Origin of the sequence: Rhizobium sp. YTU87027, assembly GCF_050644135.1 — a bacterium.
Taxonomy (GTDB): Bacteria; Pseudomonadota; Alphaproteobacteria; order Rhizobiales; family Rhizobiaceae; genus Rhizobium.
Map to the genome: position 1 here is coordinate 570,610 of NZ_CP098440.1, position 19,303 is coordinate 589,912.

At 61.6% G+C, this 19,303-nt stretch carries 17 protein-coding genes and 1 pseudogene; 10 read left to right on the forward strand and 8 right to left on the reverse strand.

Annotated elements, in window-relative coordinates; genetic code table 11:
- Nucleotides 1-21: 21 nt before the first annotated feature.
- Both NBG89_RS02795 and thrC read right to left on the reverse strand, forming a co-directional pair.
- On the reverse strand, nt 22-1,320 hold the full coding sequence (locus tag NBG89_RS02795; RefSeq protein WP_088705123.1) for a M16 family metallopeptidase: 1,299 nt from the start codon (nt 1,318-1,320) through the stop codon (nt 22-24).
- Nucleotides 1,321-1,323: 3 nt separating this feature from the next.
- Nucleotides 1,324-2,747: pseudogene (thrC, locus tag NBG89_RS02800) on the reverse strand (threonine synthase).
- A gap of 228 nt (nt 2,748-2,975) precedes the next feature.
- Between thrC and NBG89_RS02805 the strand changes: the two are divergent.
- Nucleotides 2,976-3,623 carry a hypothetical protein gene (locus NBG89_RS02805; protein WP_431322761.1) on the forward strand — a complete coding sequence of 216 codons (648 nt, stop codon included), beginning with the start codon at nt 2,976-2,978 and terminating at the stop codon, nt 3,621-3,623.
- A 55-nt stretch (nt 3,624-3,678) separates the two neighbouring features.
- Nucleotides 3,679-4,599: a diacylglycerol/lipid kinase family protein gene (locus NBG89_RS02810; RefSeq protein ID WP_431321620.1), complete on the forward strand. Its 921-nt coding sequence runs from the start codon at nt 3,679-3,681 to the stop codon at nt 4,597-4,599.
- 147 nt (nt 4,600-4,746) lie between these two features.
- On the opposite strand, the gene NBG89_RS02815 is transcribed toward NBG89_RS02810, so the two are convergent.
- Nucleotides 4,747-5,436 (reverse strand): HAD family hydrolase, encoded by a 690-nt coding sequence (locus NBG89_RS02815; RefSeq protein WP_431321621.1) that lies wholly within the window; start codon nt 5,434-5,436, stop codon nt 4,747-4,749.
- A gap of 119 nt (nt 5,437-5,555) precedes the next feature.
- The gene (locus NBG89_RS02820) at nt 5,556-6,242 is read right to left on the reverse strand and encodes an ArsR/SmtB family transcription factor (protein ID WP_431321622.1); all 687 of its coding nucleotides are present in this window, start codon (nt 6,240-6,242) and stop codon (nt 5,556-5,558) included.
- Between the two features lie 72 nt (nt 6,243-6,314).
- Between NBG89_RS02820 and NBG89_RS02825 the strand changes: the two genes are divergently transcribed.
- The 4 genes from NBG89_RS02825 to NBG89_RS02840 all read left to right on the forward strand — a co-directional run bounded on the left by NBG89_RS02825 (nt 6,315) and on the right by NBG89_RS02840 (nt 8,933).
- Nucleotides 6,315-6,644 carry an NIPSNAP family protein gene (locus NBG89_RS02825; RefSeq protein WP_088694506.1) on the forward strand — a complete coding sequence of 110 codons (330 nt, stop codon included), beginning with the start codon at nt 6,315-6,317 and terminating at the stop codon, nt 6,642-6,644.
- Nucleotides 6,641-6,994 (forward strand): antibiotic biosynthesis monooxygenase family protein, encoded by a 354-nt coding sequence (locus tag NBG89_RS02830; RefSeq protein WP_431321623.1) that lies wholly within the window; start codon nt 6,641-6,643, stop codon nt 6,992-6,994. Before NBG89_RS02825 ends, NBG89_RS02830 begins: the two co-directional genes overlap by 4 nt.
- A gap of 160 nt (nt 6,995-7,154) precedes the next feature.
- Nucleotides 7,155-8,285 carry a site-specific DNA-methyltransferase gene (locus NBG89_RS02835; protein WP_431321624.1) on the forward strand — a complete coding sequence of 377 codons (1,131 nt, stop codon included), beginning with the start codon at nt 7,155-7,157 and terminating at the stop codon, nt 8,283-8,285.
- A 177-nt stretch (nt 8,286-8,462) separates the two neighbouring features.
- Nucleotides 8,463-8,933, forward strand: coding sequence for a DUF6790 family protein (locus NBG89_RS02840; protein WP_431321625.1), 471 nt, complete (start codon nt 8,463-8,465; stop codon nt 8,931-8,933).
- Here the strand turns inward: NBG89_RS02840 and NBG89_RS02845 are convergent.
- The 3 genes from NBG89_RS02845 to mutY are packed head-to-tail and all read right to left on the reverse strand — an operon-like array spanning nt 8,918 to nt 10,989.
- The gene (locus NBG89_RS02845) at nt 8,918-9,283 is read right to left on the reverse strand and encodes a nuclear transport factor 2 family protein (RefSeq protein ID WP_431321626.1); all 366 of its coding nucleotides are present in this window, start codon (nt 9,281-9,283) and stop codon (nt 8,918-8,920) included. The two genes, NBG89_RS02840 and NBG89_RS02845, sit on opposite strands and share 16 nt — an antisense overlap.
- A gap of 2 nt (nt 9,284-9,285) precedes the next feature.
- On the reverse strand, nt 9,286-9,894 hold the full coding sequence (locus tag NBG89_RS02850) for an HAD family hydrolase (protein ID WP_431321627.1): 609 nt from the start codon (nt 9,892-9,894) through the stop codon (nt 9,286-9,288).
- A 3-nt stretch (nt 9,895-9,897) separates the two neighbouring features.
- The gene (gene mutY, locus NBG89_RS02855; RefSeq protein ID WP_431322762.1) at nt 9,898-10,989 is read right to left on the reverse strand and encodes an A/G-specific adenine glycosylase; all 1,092 of its coding nucleotides are present in this window, start codon (nt 10,987-10,989) and stop codon (nt 9,898-9,900) included.
- 97 nt (nt 10,990-11,086) lie between these two features.
- Here mutY and NBG89_RS02860 point away from each other — a divergent pair, with 97 nt between their 5' ends.
- From NBG89_RS02860 to ppdK, 4 genes are all read left to right on the forward strand, one after another.
- Nucleotides 11,087-11,575 (forward strand): DUF721 domain-containing protein, encoded by a 489-nt coding sequence (locus NBG89_RS02860; RefSeq protein WP_431321628.1) that lies wholly within the window; start codon nt 11,087-11,089, stop codon nt 11,573-11,575.
- 160 nt (nt 11,576-11,735) lie between these two features.
- Complete coding sequence (locus NBG89_RS02865; protein ID WP_431321629.1) at nt 11,736-12,428, forward strand: DsbA family protein; 693 nt, start codon at nt 11,736-11,738, stop codon at nt 12,426-12,428.
- 78 nt (nt 12,429-12,506) lie between these two features.
- Entirely contained in the window at nt 12,507-15,968 is a 3,462-nt protein-coding gene (locus tag NBG89_RS02870; RefSeq protein ID WP_431321630.1) for a chromosome segregation SMC family protein, read from the forward strand.
- Nucleotides 15,969-16,364: 396 nt separating this feature from the next.
- Complete coding sequence (ppdK, locus tag NBG89_RS02875) at nt 16,365-19,082, forward strand: pyruvate, phosphate dikinase (protein ID WP_431321631.1); 2,718 nt, start codon at nt 16,365-16,367, stop codon at nt 19,080-19,082.
- Here the strand turns inward: ppdK and NBG89_RS02880 are convergent.
- Entirely contained in the window at nt 19,015-19,290 is a 276-nt protein-coding gene (locus NBG89_RS02880) for a hypothetical protein (RefSeq protein ID WP_431321632.1), read from the reverse strand. The genes ppdK and NBG89_RS02880 overlap by 68 nt on opposite strands.
- Nucleotides 19,291-19,303 lie beyond the last annotated feature (13 nt).

Consider the following 19,303-nt stretch of genomic DNA (forward strand, 5'->3'; position numbering starts at 1 on the left):
CCCCGCAGGATGGACGTGGGATCAGACGAGGGCCTGTTTGCCCTGGTGATCGGGCGAGGAAAGAGACGCGGCGATGTCTTCCATTGGCGCCAGATGCTCGAGCGGGCCGATGGCCGAGAGGGTCGGCACCGTATCGAAGAACAGGCGTCCGGCAAGATCCGTCAGGCGGTCGACCGTGATGCCCTCGAGCCGTTCCATCATCTCCTGGTTGGAGATAGGGCGGCCGTAAAGCATCATCTGCCTTGCGATCTGACCGGCGCGGGCGGCGGGGCTTTCCTGGCCCATCAGCAGTTGCGCACGGATCTGGGCGCGGGCGCGTTCGATTTCTTTCTGCTCGATCGTCGCCGCCGACTTGTGCAGTTCGTCGATGATAACCGGCACCAGCTCCGGCAGGTTCTCGCCGCCGGTCGCGGCGTGGATGCCGAAGATGCCGGTATCGGAGAAGCCCCAGTGGAAGGCGTAGATCGAGTAGCAGAGACCGCGGATCTCGCGCACTTCCTGGAACAGGCGGGACGACATGCCGCCGCCGAGGATGTTGGCGAGGATCTGCGAACAGTAGAAGTCGCGGGCGTGATAGGCCTTGCCTTCGAAACCAAGCAGGATTTGGGCGTCCATCAGGTCGCGCGTCTCGCGGATATTGCCGCCGATATATTTCGCCGGTTCCATAACGGGCGTTGCCGATGGCGCGGTGGGAAGGCTGGCGAAGCGCTCTTCGACCATGCGGACGAACTCGCCGTGCTCTACGGCGCCGGTCGCAACGACAAACATCCGGTCGGTCGTGTAATTGCGGCTAAGATAGCCGCGGATCTGCTGCGGCGTGAACGACACCACGGTCTGCGGCGTACCGAGGATCGCCCGTCCGAGAGTCTGGTCGCGATACGCCGTTTCGGAAAACTTGTCGAAAACGACGTCGTCAGGTGTGTCGTTCGCCGCGTTGATTTCCTGCAGGATAACCTGCTTCTCACGCTCGAGTTCTTCCTCCTCGAAAGCTGACTCCGTCAGGATATCGGCCAGAATGTCGACAGCGAGCGGGACGTGGTCCTTGAGAACGCGAGCATAGTAGGAGGTAGTTTCCGTCGATGTCGCGGCATTGACCTCGCCGCCGACATCCTCGATCTCTTCGGCGATTTCACGCGCGCTGCGACGTGCCGTGCCCTTGAAGGCCATGTGCTCGAGCAGGTGAGCGATGCCATGCTCGTCTGTCGTCTCGTTGCGCGACCCCGATTTGATCCAAACTCCCAGCGCAACGCTTTCCAGATGCGGCATGGTCTGTGTGACTACTGTCAGCCCGGATTTGAGCCGGGTGCACTCAACTGTCATTGGCTATCTTTCTGCGCCTGCGTTACTTAGGCCCGAGTATGCTCGCCGATGAAGGTCTCAATGGCTTTGAGCTCAGGCTTCACAATCTGAAAGCGCTCCTCCTTGTGCATCAGATCAGCAAGCCACGTCGGAAGCGCGGGGTCAATACCGGAGGCGGATTTTACGGCGGCGGGGAATTTCGCCGGATGTGCGGTGGCAAGCGTCACCATCGGTGTGTTCGGCTTCTCGTGCTTGTCCGCAACGAAGACGCCGATCGCCGAGTGCGGATCGAGAAGATAGCCGGTTTCGGCATGGGTTTTCTTGATCGTCTGGGCGACCTGTTTCTCGCTTGCGCGACCGGCGCGGAAGTCCTTCTTGATGAAGGCGAGAGCGTCCTTTGAAATCTCGAAACCGTTGGACTGCTTCAGGCTGTCCATCGCCGCGCGAACCTTCGATGCATCGCGATCGTAGGCTTCGAACAGCAGACGTTCGAAGTTCGAGGAGATCTGGATGTCCATCGACGGAGAGGTCGTAGCTTTGACGGCCTTCATCTCGTAGCGGCCGGTTTTCAGCGTACGGTCAAGGATATCGTTCTCGTTGGTGGCAACCACCAGCTTGCCGATTGGCAGGCCCATGCGCTTGGCGCAGTAGCCGGCGAAAATGTCGCCGAAATTGCCCGTCGGCACGGTAAAGGAAATCTTACGGTCCGGTCCGCCGAGCGCGATCGCCGTCGTGAAGTAGTAGACGATCTGGGCCATGATGCGAGCCCAGTTGATCGAGTTGACACCGGAGAGTCTGACGCGATCGCGGAAGGGCGCGTCGTTGAACATCGCTTTCACGAGGTTCTGGCAGTCGTCGAAATTGCCTTCGACGGCAAGCGCGTGAACGTTGGAGGCTGTGGAGGTCGTCATCTGGCGCTGCTGCACCGACGAGACCTTGCCGTTCGGAAAAAGGATGAAGATGTCGGTGCGTTCGCGACCGGCAAAGGCGTCGATCGCCGCTCCCCCGGTATCGCCGGAGGTTGCGCCGACAATGGTTGCGCGCTCGCCGCGCTTTTCGAGCGCATAGTCCATCAGCCGGGCCAGCAGCTGCATGGCGACATCCTTGAACGCCAGCGTCGTGCCATGGAAAAGCTCCATAACGAAGCTGTTCGGACCTGTCTGCACGAGCGGGGCGATCGCGGGGTGGCGGAAAGTGGCGTATGCCTCGTCGATCATGGATCGGAAGGTCTCATCCGGAATTTCGCCGTTGGTGAAAGGCGACAGGATCGCAAAGGCGATTTCCTGATAGCTCTTGCCGCGAAGCGCCCGGATTTCCTTCTTCGTGAAATGAGGCCACTTGCGCGGCACGTAGAGGCCGCCATCGCGCGCCAGACCCGCCAGCAATGCATCGCAGAAACCGAGGGAAGGGGCTTCGCCGCGGGTCGAGATATAATCCACTGTCGTCATCCTTGATGTGCCGGCCGGAGAAGATCCGGGTTGGAGGGAAAGTATGCCTCGCGCTGCATCTCGCTTACCCTGCCGGCCGTCGGCTGCGATCCCGAAATGTGCATCAAAACGGTTCTTACCCAATCGATTTTTGTTTGCGCCGCTGATATAGACCATCGCAAACTGTCACGAAAGGCCTGCCATCAAGTGATTAGGCCTGCCAAAAAACTTTGTGGAGAGGGTGGAATAATCGTGCTTGGCAAGGTCTCGCGTCTCATCGTTTCGGCTTCGTTCGCGGCAATTCTTGCCGGCTGCAATTCACTCGGCGTCGGCGGGGGCTCAGACAGCGCAACCGCACCAGCCCAATCGAATGGCAATGGGCAGATCATGCCGCTGGCGCCGTCCAGCCCGTCGTCCAACGACGCATCAATCGGGACCGCCAAGACGGCCTCGGGTACCGCCGCGCCCGTCGTTCAGGGCGCGTGCCCGCAGATGTTCATGAAAGACAGCGCCGCGATCTTCCGGACTTATGCCGGCGGTGCGAAGACCGGCGATGCGCAGAAACTCGCCTATCAGGCATCGATCGGCGACTATACCCGTCAATGCAGCCTCAACGACACGAACCTGACGATGACCGTGGTGGCGCAGCTCCGCGTTATTGCCGGGCCGGCCGGCTCTTCCGGCAAGGTCACGCTCCCAGTTCGCATCACGGTCTATGACGGCGAGGATGCGCTCTATTCGGAAGTCACGAATTTCCCGGTCGAGGTCGGCTCCGGAGCCACGCAGGCCCTGTTCCGCAAGGACGGAATCAAGCTTCCGGTCGGGTCTGGCGCGCTGGTGCGCGTAAACATCGGTTTCGATCAGGGACCGGTGTCGACGAAAAAGAAGAAGGCCTGAAAAACGCCCTTGTTTCCGCATCGCCATGCTGGCCGGCGCCGGGAGCGCAGATCGCTTGAAAATCGGCATCGTATTGAACCCGGCGTCGGGGCGGCGCGGAAAGAAGCTGTTCTGGTCGACGCTGCGGCGCGCCATCGAGGCGAGATTCACCGATCTCAGCCTGCGTGAAACCAAGGGCTTCGGCGATGCCGAACGCTTCGGGCGCGAGTTGGCGGATGACGGGGCCGATCTGGTGATCGCCGTCGGTGGCGATGGGACGATCGGCGAGGTGGCTGGCGGCATTCTGAAGTCGCATCGGCCGAGCACGGCTTTCTCTTTCATCGCGACTGGAACGGGTTGCGATTTCGCCCGCAATTTTTCGATATCGCGTGATCCTGCCACGATCGCCAACCGTCTGACCTCTCCGTCCGTCCGGCAGATCGATGCCGGATTGCTGACCTGCGACGACGAGGACGGCGACACGGTCAGCCGCCACTTCGCCAACATCGCGAGCTTCGGCGTGTCGGGCCATATCGTGCGTGCCGTCAACGAGGCGCGCAAGGGCAGACGTCTGCCGGGGCCGATGGTCTTCTTCTTCCATAGCCTGCTTCAGATCCTGCGCTACAAGCCGCGGGACATCCGCCTCAGGCTGGATGGCGAGGATATCTATGAAGGGCCGATCACCGCGGTCGCCGTTGCCAACGGCGCCTGGTTCGGCGGTGGCATGAAGGTGGCTCCGGATGCCGATGTCGCCGATGGCCTGTTCGACGTGGTCATCATCCGCGGCGCCGGCAGGCTGAAGGTCATAACGTTGATGAACAGCATCTACAGCGGCGGTCATCTCAAGAGCCCGCTTGTCAGCATCCATCGCGCGCGACTCGTCGAGGCATGGCCGATAGGCAAGGTCGGGGTGCCGATCGACAGCGACGGTGAGGCGCCCGGGCAGCTTCCGGCACGCTTCGAGATCGTGGCTGGCGCGCTAAGCCTGAGAATTTAGCGATTGCGATGAAATCGCGAGCGTAAGCAAAGACGGCTTGCGCATTGTCTTCCGTCTCGGAGGCGATCGGTAAGGTGCACGCTAGCCGAGCGCGGGCTGAAAAACAAAAGGCCGCACGAGCGCGGCTTTTTCAAGTAAGAACGAGCCTTACAGAACGCCTTCCCACTCGGCGAGCGCGACGACGACGCCGGGCAGATCGCTCATGCGGGAGATGACGGTTTCAGCGCCGGCATCGGTCAGCTTGTCGGAATGTGACGGATAGGTGTGCGAGGCACCGGTAAAGCCAATAACCCGCATGCCCGCGGCGCGCGCGGCATGGACGCCATGAACGGAGTCTTCGACCACAACGACGCGGTCCGTCGAAACGCCCATCTGTTTGGCGCCGTGCAGGAAGATATCCGGCTTCGGCTTCACGCGATCTGCGCCGAGGTCCTTGGCTGAGAAGATATGCGGTGCAAAAAGCGGCTTCAGGCCGACTTTGCCGAGCATCATGTCGAGCCGCGCGCTGCTGGAGTTCGAGCAGATGCAGCGCTTCAGCTTCAGGCGCGAAAGGGCGGCTTCGACGCCCGATATCGCCTGCACGTCCTGTTCCAGACGAAGATCGAGCAGCTTTTCGGACTTGTCGAGCAGCGATGCCGATATCGGGATGCTGGCCTCGCGCTCGACCTGGAAGAGAATGTTCTGCCACGTCATGCCGGCGAAGCGCTCTCCCATTTCCTCGATGCTGATCGGGTAGCCTGCTTCTGTGAGAAGCTTGGATTCGACATCCGCAGCGATGATTTCGGAATCGACCAGAACGCCGTCGCAGTCGAAGATGATGAGGTCGAAGCCGTCCATTTACTCGCGCCTTGTTTGGGATGATGCCCTTTACACGATGCCTCGCCGAACCTCAACCGATAGCAGGGCATGGCTGGATTGCGTGCCGCGGGCGGCTTGGATTTTACGTGTGTTCGCAGCTATTTGGTGGCTGGAAAGAGGGCAAGGAATTGCCGTTCGCCTTCCGGGGAAAAGACCACTGAGCGGCTTTCCGCCGCGCGACGGGCCCAACCCTTCTCGAGGAAATTCGAAAGCAGAGCCCTGCCGAGGCTGCCGGCGAGGTGCGCACGCCGTTCACTCCAGTCCAGGCAGGAGCGGCAGAGCGGCCGACGCGACGATTTCAGGGCATGGACGTCGATGCCGATATCTTTGAGTGCGGTTTCGCCGCTCTCCGTTAGGGCGAGGCCGTCGCCGATCGCATCGATGGCGCCTCGGGCGATCAGGCTGTCCAGCATTCGCACGCCATAATCGCCGGCAAGGTGGTCGTAGCAGATGCGGGCCTTGCGCAAGGCCGGCTCCTTCGGTCCCGGCTTGTGGCGCAGGTGGCCGCGTCCGGCCGCAAAACCCATGATGCTTTCCAGGAATTTGCCAACGCTGTCATCCGCCAGCGTGAAATAGCGATGGCGGCCTTGCTTGCGCTGTGCCAGCAGATTGCCTGCCTCCAGCTTGGCGAGGTGCGTGCTCGCCGTCTGCACGGTAATGCCGCCGGCTGCTGCAAGCTCTGTCGCTGTCAGCGCCTTGCCGCCCATCAACGCCGTCAGCATGTTGGCTCGGGCGGGATCGCCAATCAGTGCGCCGATCTGGGCTATGTCAGGTCCTTCTTTCATACTTCGATCCTAACCGAAGCATCCTCGTCCGGCAATGTGCGAAAACTGTTTCCAGACAACAAGGAGACGACGATGATTACCTGCTTCATCCGCTACGAGATCGATCCATTCAAGAAGGACGCCTTTACCGAATATGCCCGCAACTGGGGCCAGGCGATCCCGCGCAACGGCGCCGATCTGATCGGTTACTTCGCGCCGCATGAAGGTTCGGCGACAACAGCTTACGGCGTCTACAACATCGAAAGCCTCGCTGCCTACGAAGCCTATCGCGCCCGCCTTGCCGCCGACCCGCTCGGCAAGGAAAACTACGAATTCGCCAAACGCGAGCGTTTCATCCTCAGGGAAGACCGCATCTTCCTCAAGAACGCTTCCCTTCCTCACGCAAAGCTGGTGATGCCATGATCGCCGTTATCTTCGAAGTCCTACCCTACATGGGCGAACGCCACACCTACCTCGATCTCGCAGGCGACCTTCGGAGTGAGCTGGAAAAGATCGACGGCTTCATTTCGATCGAGCGCTTCGAAAGCCTTACCAATCGAGGCAAGCTGCTTTCGCTTTCCTTCTGGCGTGACGAGGAGGCGGTCAAAGCCTGGCGAAACGTGGAGGCGCACCGCGCCGCCCAGTACGCCGGTCGCAACGGCGTCTTCGCTGACTATCGCCTGCGCATCGGCCACATCGTCCGCGACTACGGCATGAACGACCGGGCCCAGGCACCGGAGGATAGCAAAGAGGTGCATGACGTGGCGGCTTAACGAGAGCGGCTGGAAGGGCAGGGCTGCTGCCCGCCCTTCGGCGTCTAAACACGTGCGGCGACTTATTTTCCCGAAATCGCTCATGCCTTCAGGCTTTGGTAACCAAACTGAGTAACCATAACGGACAGTAAAAGTGTAATGTGTATGAGCGAGTTTCCAGATGGCGTCAGTATTTCCGCTTGCCGATCTCAAGGCCTCCGCAAAACCGGACTCCTGGATCGACACGATCATCAAGGGCGATTGCGTTGCTGCTCTTGAAGCCCTGCCGAACCACTCCGTAGACGTTATTTTCGCCGATCCGCCGTACAACCTCCAACTCGGCGGCATGCTGCATCGCCCGGATCAGTCATTGGTCGATGCCGTCGATGACGAGTGGGATCAGTTCGCCTCCTTCGAAGCTTATGATGCATTCACTCGCGCCTGGCTGCTCGCCTGCCGTCGCGTCCTCAAGCCGACCGGGACGATCTGGGTCATTGGCTCCTATCACAATATCTTCCGTGTCGGCGCGACACTCCAGGACCTGAACTTCTGGATCCTCAACGACATCGTCTGGCGCAAGACCAACCCGATGCCGAACTTCAAGGGCCGCCGCTTCCAGAACGCGCATGAGACGATGATCTGGGCGAGCCCGAACGCCAAGGCCAAGGGCTACACCTTCAACTACGATGCCATGAAGGCGGCCAACGACGACGTGCAGATGCGCTCCGACTGGCTGTTCCCGATCTGCAGTGGCAATGAGCGCCTGAAGGGCGACGACGGCAAGAAGGTGCATCCGACACAGAAGCCGGAAGCATTGCTTGCCCGTGTCATCATGGCCTCCTCGAAGCCTGGCGACATCATCCTCGATCCGTTCTTCGGCTCCGGTACGACGGGCGCTGTCGCCAAGCGCCTCGGCCGCCACTTCGTCGGTATCGAGCGCGAGCAGGACTACATCGACGCGGCCGCCGCCCGCATCGAAGCGGTCGAGCCGCTCGGCAAGGCTGAGCTCACCGTCATGACCGGCAAGAAGCAGGAAGTCCGCGTGGCTTTCAACGTGCTGGTCGAAAGCGGCCTGATCAAGCCCGGCCAGGTGCTAACCGATGGCCGCCGCCGCTACAGCGCGATCGTTCGCGCCGACGGCACGGTGGCCTCCGGCGGCGAGGCTGGTTCCATTCATCGTCTTGGGGCAAAGGTCCAGGGCCTTGATGCATGCAACGGATGGACATTCTGGCACTTCGACGACGGGCAGTCCCTGCGCCCGATCGACGAATTGCGGTCCGTGATCCGCAGTGATCTGGCGAAGGCGGAATGACGCGCGCCTCGACCTGATCGAGACTTCCTTCTTCCGGTGTTTTGTACCTCCAGTTACGGAAGAAGGCCTGGCGCCCGGGGATCAACACCCCGGGCGCTCTTCATTTTGGCTCGCGCGGTGGCGCATTTCCGTGGCATGTATCGCTGACTGATGATCCGAACAGGCAGGGAACCGGCCATGTATCTTGCGATCATACTGTTGCTGATGCTTGTTCTGCCGCTGGGCTCGGTCGTTGCGCAAGCGCATTCGAGCGCGGATGCCAACCTCGTGTTCCTGATCGGAAAGTGGTTTGTCTTCTGGGGCGTCGGTTTACGGCTGCTTGTGGCAAGCCTGAAGCAGATCATCAATCCGGCCTTCACGGCGGAAACGATCTTCGGTGTGACCGATCACAAGGCTCTGTCATTGGTGCAGGAGATCGGCTTCGGCAACCTGTCGATCGGCATGCTTGGCGTGCTCAGTTTCTTCGAGCCGCAGTGGGTCGTCCCTGCCGCGATCACCGGTTGCTTGTTCTTCGGTCTTGCCGGTCTCAAGCACCTTCTCGAGCCGGGGAGGAACAGGTCGAGGGCCATCGCGATGGTTTCCGACCTGTGGCTCTTTTTCGTGCTCGCCTTTTATCTCTCCGCAGCGTTCTTTCAAAACGCCCGATAGTCTGTCACCTCGACGTGGGTGACACGACCATCTTCGTTGAAGGTGATCGTTTCTTCGCCCTCCCGCACCAAGGGGTTGCCCGTCTTGCTGTGCGTCGCGCGGACCGACCATACGGCGCGGCCGGCATTCGGGCTGACCTTCTCGACCAGCGTGTCGATTGCCGTCTGGTCCGGGTAGTCGTCGAAATACTTGCGGAAAGCGACCATGATGTTGGCTCGCCCGGACAGGCTCCCGACACCGTTCGAAACATAGGTCGCGTCTTCCGCGAAATAGTTCTCGATCGTATCGAAATCGAGCGCGTTGATTGCGCCGTGGAAACGCTTGATTTCCTCAACCGGATCGAATGCCATGGTCAGAGCCTCACGCCGCGCGCTGCAAGATCGGCGCGCAGCTTGTCGGCGCCGGTGAAGAGAACCGCATCCCAGCCAGCCGCCTTCGCGCCTTCGACGTTGGAGGCGGTGTCGTCGATGAAGATCGTCTTTTCCGGATTGAGGTCGAAGCTTTTGGCGTGCGTTTCGTAAATCGCGATGTCGGGCTTGATGAGCCCGACATCGCCGGAAACGGTCACGCCGCGCGGCTTGGTCAGGAACGGAAAGCGTATCTGTGCCTCGCGGAAGGTGTCGGATGCGAAGTTGGTCAGCATCGTCACGTCCTGGCCGTCGGCAATCAGGCCTTCCATGATGGCGACGCTGTCGTCATAGGAGTGCGGAACCATCTCGTGCCAGTATTTGCGGAAGGCGCGGATATGTTCCTCGCGATCCGGATGGACCTCAATCAGCAGGGCCTCGGCATCGACCCAGGTGCGTCCGCGGTCTTGTTCGATGTTCCAGTCATGGGTGCAGACATTGTCGAAGAACCATTTGCGTTCGGCCTCGTCGGGAATGAGGCGGCTGAACGGAATATTCGGATCGTAGTGGATGAGAACTTTTCCGATGTCGAAAACAATATGCTCGATGGGCATCGATCAATCCTTGGCATGTTTGAACGCGAGCGGGATAGCCGCGGTGATTGCTTTTTTCATGACGGTCGGCAGCGCTTGCGAGTCAAGATTTGTAACCGGCTCCCACCAACCGTTATCCACTTGAATTCGCGAAGGGATCGCGACGCGGTAAATCGATAACCTGAGCTCGAAATGGGTGAAGACGTGGGTCACCGTCCCGCAGGGCTCCCACGCCGCAAGGAAAGGTGCGGCATCGGTCGATGTCTTTCCGTCTTGCCGCGCTGTCCAGCCTGTCGTCGGCACCTCGGTCATGCCGCCGAGCAGGCCGCTTTCGATGCGTCGCCGCAAGAGAACATCGCCATCCGCAGTGACCGCGATAAAGGCTGCACCTTGGCGGATCGGCTTCTCCTTCTTGGCAGCCTTGACCGGAAACCGTTCCGGATCATGCAGGCGCAGCGCCTCGCAGGATCCATTGAACGGACAGAGAGAACAGGCAGGGCGCTTCGGCGTGCAGGTCGTCGCACCGAGATCCATCATCGCTTGCGCGAAGTCGCCTGGTCGGTCCTTCGGGGTCAGAAGAGCCACCTTCTCCTTCATCAACGGTTTGGCTGCGGGCAGGGGCGTGGCGATCGCGTAGAGGCGCGAGATCACTCGCTCGACGTTGCCATCCACCACGGCCGCCTGCCGGTTGAAGGCGATCGCGGCCACAGCGGCTGCCGTATAGTCGCCGATACCGGGAAGCGATTTCAGCCCGTCCTCGCTATCGGGGAAGATGCCGTCGTGATCGCGCGTCACTGCTTCGGCGCATTTCTTGAGGTTGCGGGCACGCGCGTAATATCCGAGCCCGGCCCAGGCAGCCATCACGTCCTCGCTGGGCGCATCGGCCAGATCCCGCACGGTTGGCCAGCGCGCCAGGAAGTTGGCGAAATAGGGCTTCACCGCCAGTACTGTGGTCTGCTGCAGCATCACTTCGGAGAGCCAGACATGGTAGGGGTCGGCCTTGATGCCGCGCGCTGCCATAGGTGGCGAGACGCGCCAGGGCAAATCGCGATGGTGCCGGTCATACCAGCTAAGAAGGGGTTTGGCGGCGGGCGCGTCAAGTGTCGTCGATGTCATCATTTGCCGTCGTCAGGGGAAGTGCCTTATACTTGGCGAAGCAATGCCGCGCGATCAAGGCAGTGGCGCCTGAAGGCAGCGCGATGTGAAGGTTTCGATGAGTTATCCACGCAAAGGTGAAAAGCAGATTTCCGAATTGACCAATGGGTTGATCGATCCGGTGCTGGCAAAGCGCGCCGGCATCAACACGGCGCTGCTCGGATCATGGGACGAGATCGCCGGCGAGGAGTTTGCCGATTGCACGCGGCCGGAAAAGATAGCCTGGGCGAGGGGCAATGATGACGGCGGTTTCCGTCCCGGCGTGCTCACCATTGCCTGCGAGGGCGCCCGCGCTTTGTTTCTGACGCATGCGCAGGGCGAGTTGATCCAGCGGGTCAACAGCTTCTTCGGCTTCGCCGCCGTTCACCAGATCCGCATCGTCCAGAAGCCTGTCTATCAGGCGGCTAAGCGCTCCCGTACACCTCCGCCGCTGAAGGGTGCGGCCGCCGTAAAACTCGACGAGATGATGGAAGGGATCGAGGGCGACAAGCTGCGTGAAGCGGTGAAGCGTCTCGGCACGGCGGTGTTGGGGAAGCGCGGCCGCTAGCGCCTTTCAAGTATTGCCACGGCAATTCTGTCCGCAATTTAATCTGGCGGTCCAACCAAGGTCACAATTCTTTGAAGAAAGTTGGTGAAGCGTGCCTTGTTCGGGACTTCGAGCCGTTATATCGCACTGTTAGCCACTACACTCATTTATGGGGAACTTCATGTCGATTTCCGAAATGCAACTGACGAAACGCCAGCTTCTGGGCGGCGTGGCTGCGGCGACCGCGACCCTGGCGGTTTTCAGCACCGCGCATGCCGCGACCGAAGTGCCGAAGCCCGATGGCGACGTCGACATGGCTGCCGTGCTGAAGCCGGGCGAGTTGCCGGAAATGGCACTCGGCAAGGAAGATGCCCCGGTCACGATCGTCGAATACATGTCGATGACCTGCCCCCATTGCGCTCACTTCCACACGACGACCTTCGACGAGATCAAGAAGAAGTACGTCGACACCGGCAAGGTACGCTTTATCATTCGCGAATTTCCGTTTGATCCGCGTGCGGCTGCCGCCTTCATGCTGGCCCGCTGCAACGCGGCCAAGCCGGAAGAATTGAGCACGGCCGAACAGTATTTCCCGATGGTTTCGATGCTGTTCAAGCAACAGCAAAACTGGGCTGCCGCGGACGATGGCCGTGCTGCATTGCTTCAGATGTCCAAACTTGCTGGATTTACTGAGGATAGCTTTACGAAGTGCTTGACGAACCAGAAGCTGCTGGATCAAGTGAATGCAACGCGGGAAAGGGGTTCTAAGGAGTTTGGCGTCAACGCCACGCCGACGTTCCTCATCAACGGGAAGCGCTATTCTGGAGACATGTCGGTTGACACCATGTCGGCCCTTATCGACAGCCTGCTTTAAACTGAACCGTATCCGATCGACGGGCGACGGCGGCAGCCGTGCGCCCGTCGTTTGCTTTATGCGGTGCGGGGACGCGGCATGAAGTTCAACAAGCTTCGCGTCGTCGGCTTCAAATCCTTCGTTGAACCCACCGAATTCATCATCGAGCGCGGCTTGACTGGCATCGTCGGGCCGAACGGCTGCGGCAAGTCGAACCTCGTCGAAGCGCTCCGCTGGGTGATGGGTGAAAACTCCTACAAGAACATGCGCGCGTCCGGCATGGACGACGTCATTTTCTCCGGCTCCGGCAATCGTCCCGCCCGCAACACCGCCGAAGTTGCACTCTATCTTGACAATGGCGAGCGCACGGCACCCGCCGCCTTCAACGATAGCGACGAGATCCAGGTCACGCGCCGCATCGAGCGCGAGCAGGGATCGATCTATCGCATCAACGGCAAGGAGAGCCGCGCCAAGGATGTGCAGCTTCTCTTCGCCGACGCCTCCACCGGCGCCCGTTCGCCGTCCATGGTCGGGCAGGGGCGTATCGGCGAGTTGATCTCGGCAAAGCCACAGGCCCGCCGCCAGTTGCTCGAAGAGGCCGCCGGCATATCAGGCCTGCATTCGCGCCGTCACGAAGCCGAGCTTCGCCTGCGTGCCGCCGAGAGCAATCTCGAACGCCTCGACGACGTGACCTCGCAGCTCGAAAGCCAGATCGAAAGCTTGAAGCGTCAGGCCCGCCAGGCAAGCCGCTTCAAGTCACTGTCCGCGGATATACGCGCCCGCGAGGCGCTGCTTCTGCACATCCGCTGGGTTCAGGCCAAGGAGGCTGAAGCCGAGGCCGATAGCGCGCTCAATCAGGCCACCGTCGTCGTCGCCGAAAAGGCGCAGATGCAGATGGAGGCCGCCAAGGTTCAGGGCATTGCAAGCCTCAAGCTGCCCGAGTTGCGCGAGGGCGAAGCGCGCGCCGCTGCCGCGCTGCAGCGCCTGCAGATCGCCAAGACGCAGTTGGAGGAGGATGCCAATCGTATCCTGCGCCGTCGTGATGAACTGACCCGCCGCCTTGCGCAGCTCGGCGAGGACATCCGCCGCGAGGAGCGGCTGGTTGCCGACAACGCCGAAATCGTGGCGCGGCTGGATGCCGAAGAGGCGGAGATCACCGAGATCCTTGCCGATTCCGGCCGTTTTGCCGAGGAGACACGCGAGGCCTTCGAGGAGGCGGCGGCAAAGCTCGCCGACAGCGAGCGCATCTTTGCCGCGCTGACGGCCGAACGCGCCGAGGCTGCGGCCGGGCGCAACCAGCTCGAGCGTGCCATTCGCGACCTTGCCGATCGCAAGATGCGCCTCGAGCGGCAGATGGACGAGGCCAATCGCGAGCTGTCGACCATCGGGGAGAAGATTGCCAGCCTGCCCGATCCAGACGAGAAGCGGGCCGTGGTCGCGGCGGGCGAGCAGGCGCTTGCCGAGGCTGAAGCCGCAATCCAGGACGTCGAGCAGGCCTTGGCCGCTGCCCGCCAGACCGAGGCTCTCTCCCGATCGCCGGTCGATCAGGCGCGCGCAAAGCTGAACGCCATCGAAACGGAAGCACGAACCATTTCGCGCATGCTGGCCGCCGGTGCCGCCGCAGGCGAATTTGCGCCGGTTGCCGATGAGCTTCGCGTCGATCGCGGCTTCGAAACGGCGCTCGGTGCAGCCCTTGGCGACGACATCGAATCCCCGCTTGACCCCAAGGCGCCGGTTCATTGGTCCGGCATTGGTGACTGTGCCGCGGACCCGGCGCTGCCGGTCGGTGCGACGCCGCTAATCGATTACGTTCGCGCTCCTACGGCGCTGATGCGCCGCCTGAAACAGATCGGCCTTGTCTCGGGTTCGGATGCCGCAGCTCTGATGAAAGACCTGAAGCCCGGCCAGCGTCTGGTGACGAAGGAAGGCGCCGTCTACCGCTGGGACGGTCACGTCACCGGTGCCGATGCACCGAGTGCGGCCGCGCTGAAGCTGGCGCAGAAGAACCGGCTCGCCGAACTGGAAAGCGAAGTGGCGCTTGCCCGCGACATACTCGATGAAGCAGAAGAACGCCTGGCGGGCGCGGCCGATGCCATCCGCCTTCAGGAACAGCGCCTCGCCGAGGCGCGCGAGAAGAGCCGTATCTCCGCGCGGCAACTCGCCGAGGCGCGCGAAGCGCTGGCAGCGGCCGAGCGGGCTTCCGGTGATCTCATCCGTCGCCGCGATGTCATTGCGGAAGCTGTCAGCCAGCTTCAGATCCAGCTTGAGGATCTTTCGGTGCAGGAAGAGAACGCCCGGATCGAGCTGGAAGATGCCCCTGATCTGACGGCGATCGACGAACGGCTTCGGTCGCAGCAGGCCGAAGTCGCGACCGACCGCGGAGTACTCGCCGAAGCGCGGGCTCGCCACGAAAGCCTGAACCGCGAGAACGAGGCTCGTCAGCGCCGCATCATTGCCATCGGGCAGGAGCGGGAGACCTGGCGCCAGCGGGCTGCCAGCGCCGAGGACCACATCGCGACGCTTCGCGACCGCGAGGAGGAAGCGCGGGAGGAAGCGGCCGAGCTCGAAATGGCTCCCGATGAGTTCGACGACAAGCGCCGCGCGCTGTTGACCGAACTCCAGAAGGCTGAGGAAGCGCGTCGCCATGCGGCCGATGTGTTAGCCGAAGCCGAGCTCGTCCAGCGCGACGCCGACCACAGGGCGGCGACGGCTCTCTCCGAGCTCGCCGAAAGCCGCGAGCGCCGCGGTCGCGCCGAAGAGCGGCTGGTCTCGGCGCGGGAGAAGCGACAGGAAACCGAAGCCCGAATACGTGAGGTACTAAATGTTGCGCCACACGAGGCCCTTCGGCTTGCTGGACTGGAGGCAATGCAGGCCGCGCCTGACCTTCGTGAGGTCGAGCGCGAACTCGAACGACTCAAGATGGAGCGCGAGCGCCTTGGCGCCGTCAACTTGCGCGCCGAGGAGGAGCAGAAGGAACTGACGGGGAAGCTCGAGGCGCTGATCAAGGAACGCGACGATGTGATCGATGCGATCCGCAAGCTGCGGGGTGCGATCCAGAGCCTCAATCGCGAGGGCCGCGAGCGCCTGCTCGCCGCCTTCGATGTTGTCAACGGCCAGTTCCAGCGTCTCTTCACCCATCTGTTCGGCGGCGGCACGGCCGAATTGCAGCTGATCGAATCCGACGATCCGCTCGAGGCCGGTCTTGAAATCCTCGCCCGTCCGCCAGGCAAGAAGCCGCAGACGATGACGCTCCTTTCGGGTGGCGAGCAGGCGCTGACGGCGATGGCGCTGATCTTTGCGGTTTTCCTGACCAATCCAGCGCCGATCTGTGTCCTGGATGAAGTGGACGCCCCGCTTGATGACCATAATGTCGAGCGCTACTGCAACCTGATGGACGAAATGGCTGCATCCACCGAAACGCGTTTCGTCATCATAACCCACAATCCGATCACGATGGCACGCATGAACAGGTTGTTCGGCGTGACGATGGCGGAACAAGGGGTATCGCAGCTCGTGTCGGTCGATCTTCAGGCGGCTGAGCAACTGCGTGAGATCGCCTGAGCAGGCGGCTGAGAAACGCCCAAAAAAAGTCTGTCGGAATAGGCCGTCTCCACCATTCTGCTAATGTTTTCCTACCGATCTTGTATTAGAGATTGCTTCATGTCGCCGCCGAACTACCGCGAAAGGGTATCGGCTGCAGAGTTTCCTGTGCGGTGCGCTCGGAGCAGTATGCTTTGGCTCTGACGGTTCGTATGGAAGGAACCCCCCGTCTGGTTTTCCTGGCCGGACGGACATAAGGCTTTGCGGGACTTTGTTGCAGTCCCGCAAAGCTTTTTCTCACTTCAACCGCTTCAGTCCGTCGCAGTTATTGTGCGTTGCAACATTTCGGCCGCATTTGTCGATTTTCATTTCAACACCAGCGGATTAAGTTGATCCGGATTTGGTGTTGGGGGGAATATGACCAAGTGGGTCTATACATTTGGCAGCGGTGAGGCAGAGGGTGGTGCCCTCGACGGCGAGCGCTTGGGCGGCAAAGGCGCAAACCTCGCGGAGATGTGCAATCTCGGTCTTCCGGTCCCCCCGGGTCTGACGATCATCGCCGAAGCCTGCTCTGCCTACTACAACAATGAGCGGCAGATTGCCGAAGAGTTGAAAGTACAAGTCCGCGCGGGCATCGAACGTATCGAGGAAATCACCGGTCGGCGGTTTGGCGCGGGTGATCGACCGCTGCTGCTGTCCGTGCGCTCAGGAGCGCGCGTTTCGATGCCGGGGATGATGGACACCGTCCTCAATCTCGGTCTCAATGACGAAACCGTGCAGGCGCTCGGCCACGACGCCGGCGACGCGCGTTTCGCCTGGGACAGCTACCGCCGTTTCATCCAGATGTATGCCGACGTCGTTATGCGGCTTGATCATGAGGTGTTCGAGGAAATCCTCGAGGACGAGAAGGCGCGCCTCGGCTACGAGTTCGACACGGAATTGACCGCCAGCGAGTGGCAGCACGTGGTCTCGCTCTACAAAAGCATCATCGAGGAGGAACTGGGCGAGGAGTTTCCCCAGGACCCCGAAGTGCAGCTATGGGGCGCGGTCGGGGCCGTCTTCGCCAGCTGGATGAGCGCCCGCGCCGTCACCTATCGCCAGCTTCACAATATTCCCGAAGGCTGGGGCACGGCAGTCAACATTCAGGCGATGGTCTTCGGCAACCACGGCAATTCATCCGCGACCGGCGTAGCCTTCACCCGCAATCCGTCGACGGGCGACAAGTCGCTTTACGGCGAATTCCTCGTCAATGCGCAGGGAGAGGATGTCGTCGCCGGCATCCGCACGCCGCAGAGCATCACTGAAGAAGGCCGCATCAGCTCCGGTTCCGAGCGGCCGTCGATGGAAAAGCTGATGCCGGATGCCTTCAAGGAGTTGTCGCGTATCTGTTCCGAGCTCGAAGCGCATTATCGCGACATGCAGGACATCGAGTTCACCATCGAGCGCGGAAAGCTCTGGATGCTGCAGACACGCTCCGGCAAGCGCTCGACGCGCGCGGCGATGAAGATCGCCGTCGACATGGTGGACGAGAAGGTCATCACGGAAGAAGAGGCCGTGCTTCGCATCGAGCCCTCGTCGCTGGACCAGCTCCTGCACCCGACGATCGATCCACGCGTATCGCGCGAGATCATCGGTACTGGTCTGCCGGCATCGCCAGGCGCGGCAACCGGCGAGATCGTCTTCACGGCCGAGGAAGCCGTGATAGCCTCGGAGGAGGGACGCAAGGTCATCCTGCTGCGCGTCGAGACAAGCCCGGAAGACATTCACGGCATGCACGCGGCCGAGGGCATTCTGACGACGCGTGGCGGCATGACCAGCCATGCCGCCGTTGTCGCCCGCGGCATGGGCATCCCCTGCGTCGTCGGCGCCGGCAGCATGCGGATCGACGCCCGCAACGAGCGGCTGATCGGCGTCGGCGTCACCCTGAAGAAGGGCGACGTCATCACCATCGATGGTTCTGCGGGACAGGTTCTGAAGGGCGACGTGCAGATGATCCAGCCCGAGCTTTCGGGTGATTTCGGGCGCATCATGCAATGGGCCGATCGGGCGCGCCGCATGACCGTGCGCACCAACGCCGATACGCCGGCTGACGCGCGCGCAGCCCGCTCCTTCGGTGCTGAGGGCATCGGGCTTTGCCGCACCGAGCACATGTTCTTCGAGGGCGACCGCATTCATCTGATGCGCGAGATGATCCTGGCGGAGGACGAAACCGGCCGTCGCGCCGCGCTGGACAGCCTGCTGCCGGTGCAGCGGCATGATTTCACCAGCCTGTTCAACGTCATGCACGGCCTGCCGGTGACCATCCGCCTGCTTGATCCGCCGCTGCATGAATTCTTGCCGAAGACGGACGAGGAGATCGCTGACGTTTCCGCCGCGATGGGCATGGACGCCGCGGCGCTGCGCCAGCGCGTCGATGCGTTGCATGAATTCAATCCGATGCTCGGCCATCGCGGCTGCCGACTGGCCATTTCCTATCCCGAGATCGTCGAGATGCAGGCGCGCGCCATCTTCGAGGCTGCGGTCGCGGCTGCCCATGAAACCGGTGCTGCCGTCGTGCCTGAGATCATGGTGCCGCTCGTCGGGCTCCGCTCGGAGCTGGACTACGTCAAGGAGCGCATCGACGCCATCGCCCGGGATGTCACGGCGGAGGCCGGCATGCGGATCGACTATCTGGTCGGCACGATGATCGAGCTGCCGCGCGCGGCTCTCCGGGCCCATATCATCGCGGAAGCGGCGGAGTTCTTCTCCTTCGGCACCAACGATTTGACGCAGACGACCTTCGGCATCTCACGCGATGATGCGTCCGCCTTCATTCCGACCTATCAGCGTAAGGGGATCATCGAGCACGATCCCTTCATTTCGCTGGATTTCGATGGTGTCGGCGAGCTGATCCGGATCGCCACCGAGCGCGGCAGGCGAACGCGCAATGATATGAAGCTCGGAATCTGCGGCGAGCACGGCGGCGATCCCGCTTCCATCCATTTCTGCGAGGAAATCGGATTGGACTACGTGTCCTGTTCGCCCTTCCGCGTGCCGATCGCCCGGCTAGCCGCGGCGCAGGCGGTCATCACCAATGGCGTCCGTATCGGTGGCCGTAGTAAGGATGGTCGAGATCATAGGACATCTGCAACATGAGCATGTCACTATTGTAGCGTGACTGCGCACGGCGATCGAGATCTATGCGCTGCAGGCAGCCTGCGAATCCGTCCGTGCCGCGTCTGAAGCCATAGTGTAGGCATTGTGCCTCATCGGCTGCACGTCGCTCTTCGGGCGTCATTGATTGGCAGGCCGAAAGGCCGATTGATGCAGCGGCAAGCGCGAGAGGTAAAAAGAACATACGCATCGGCGTGTCTTTG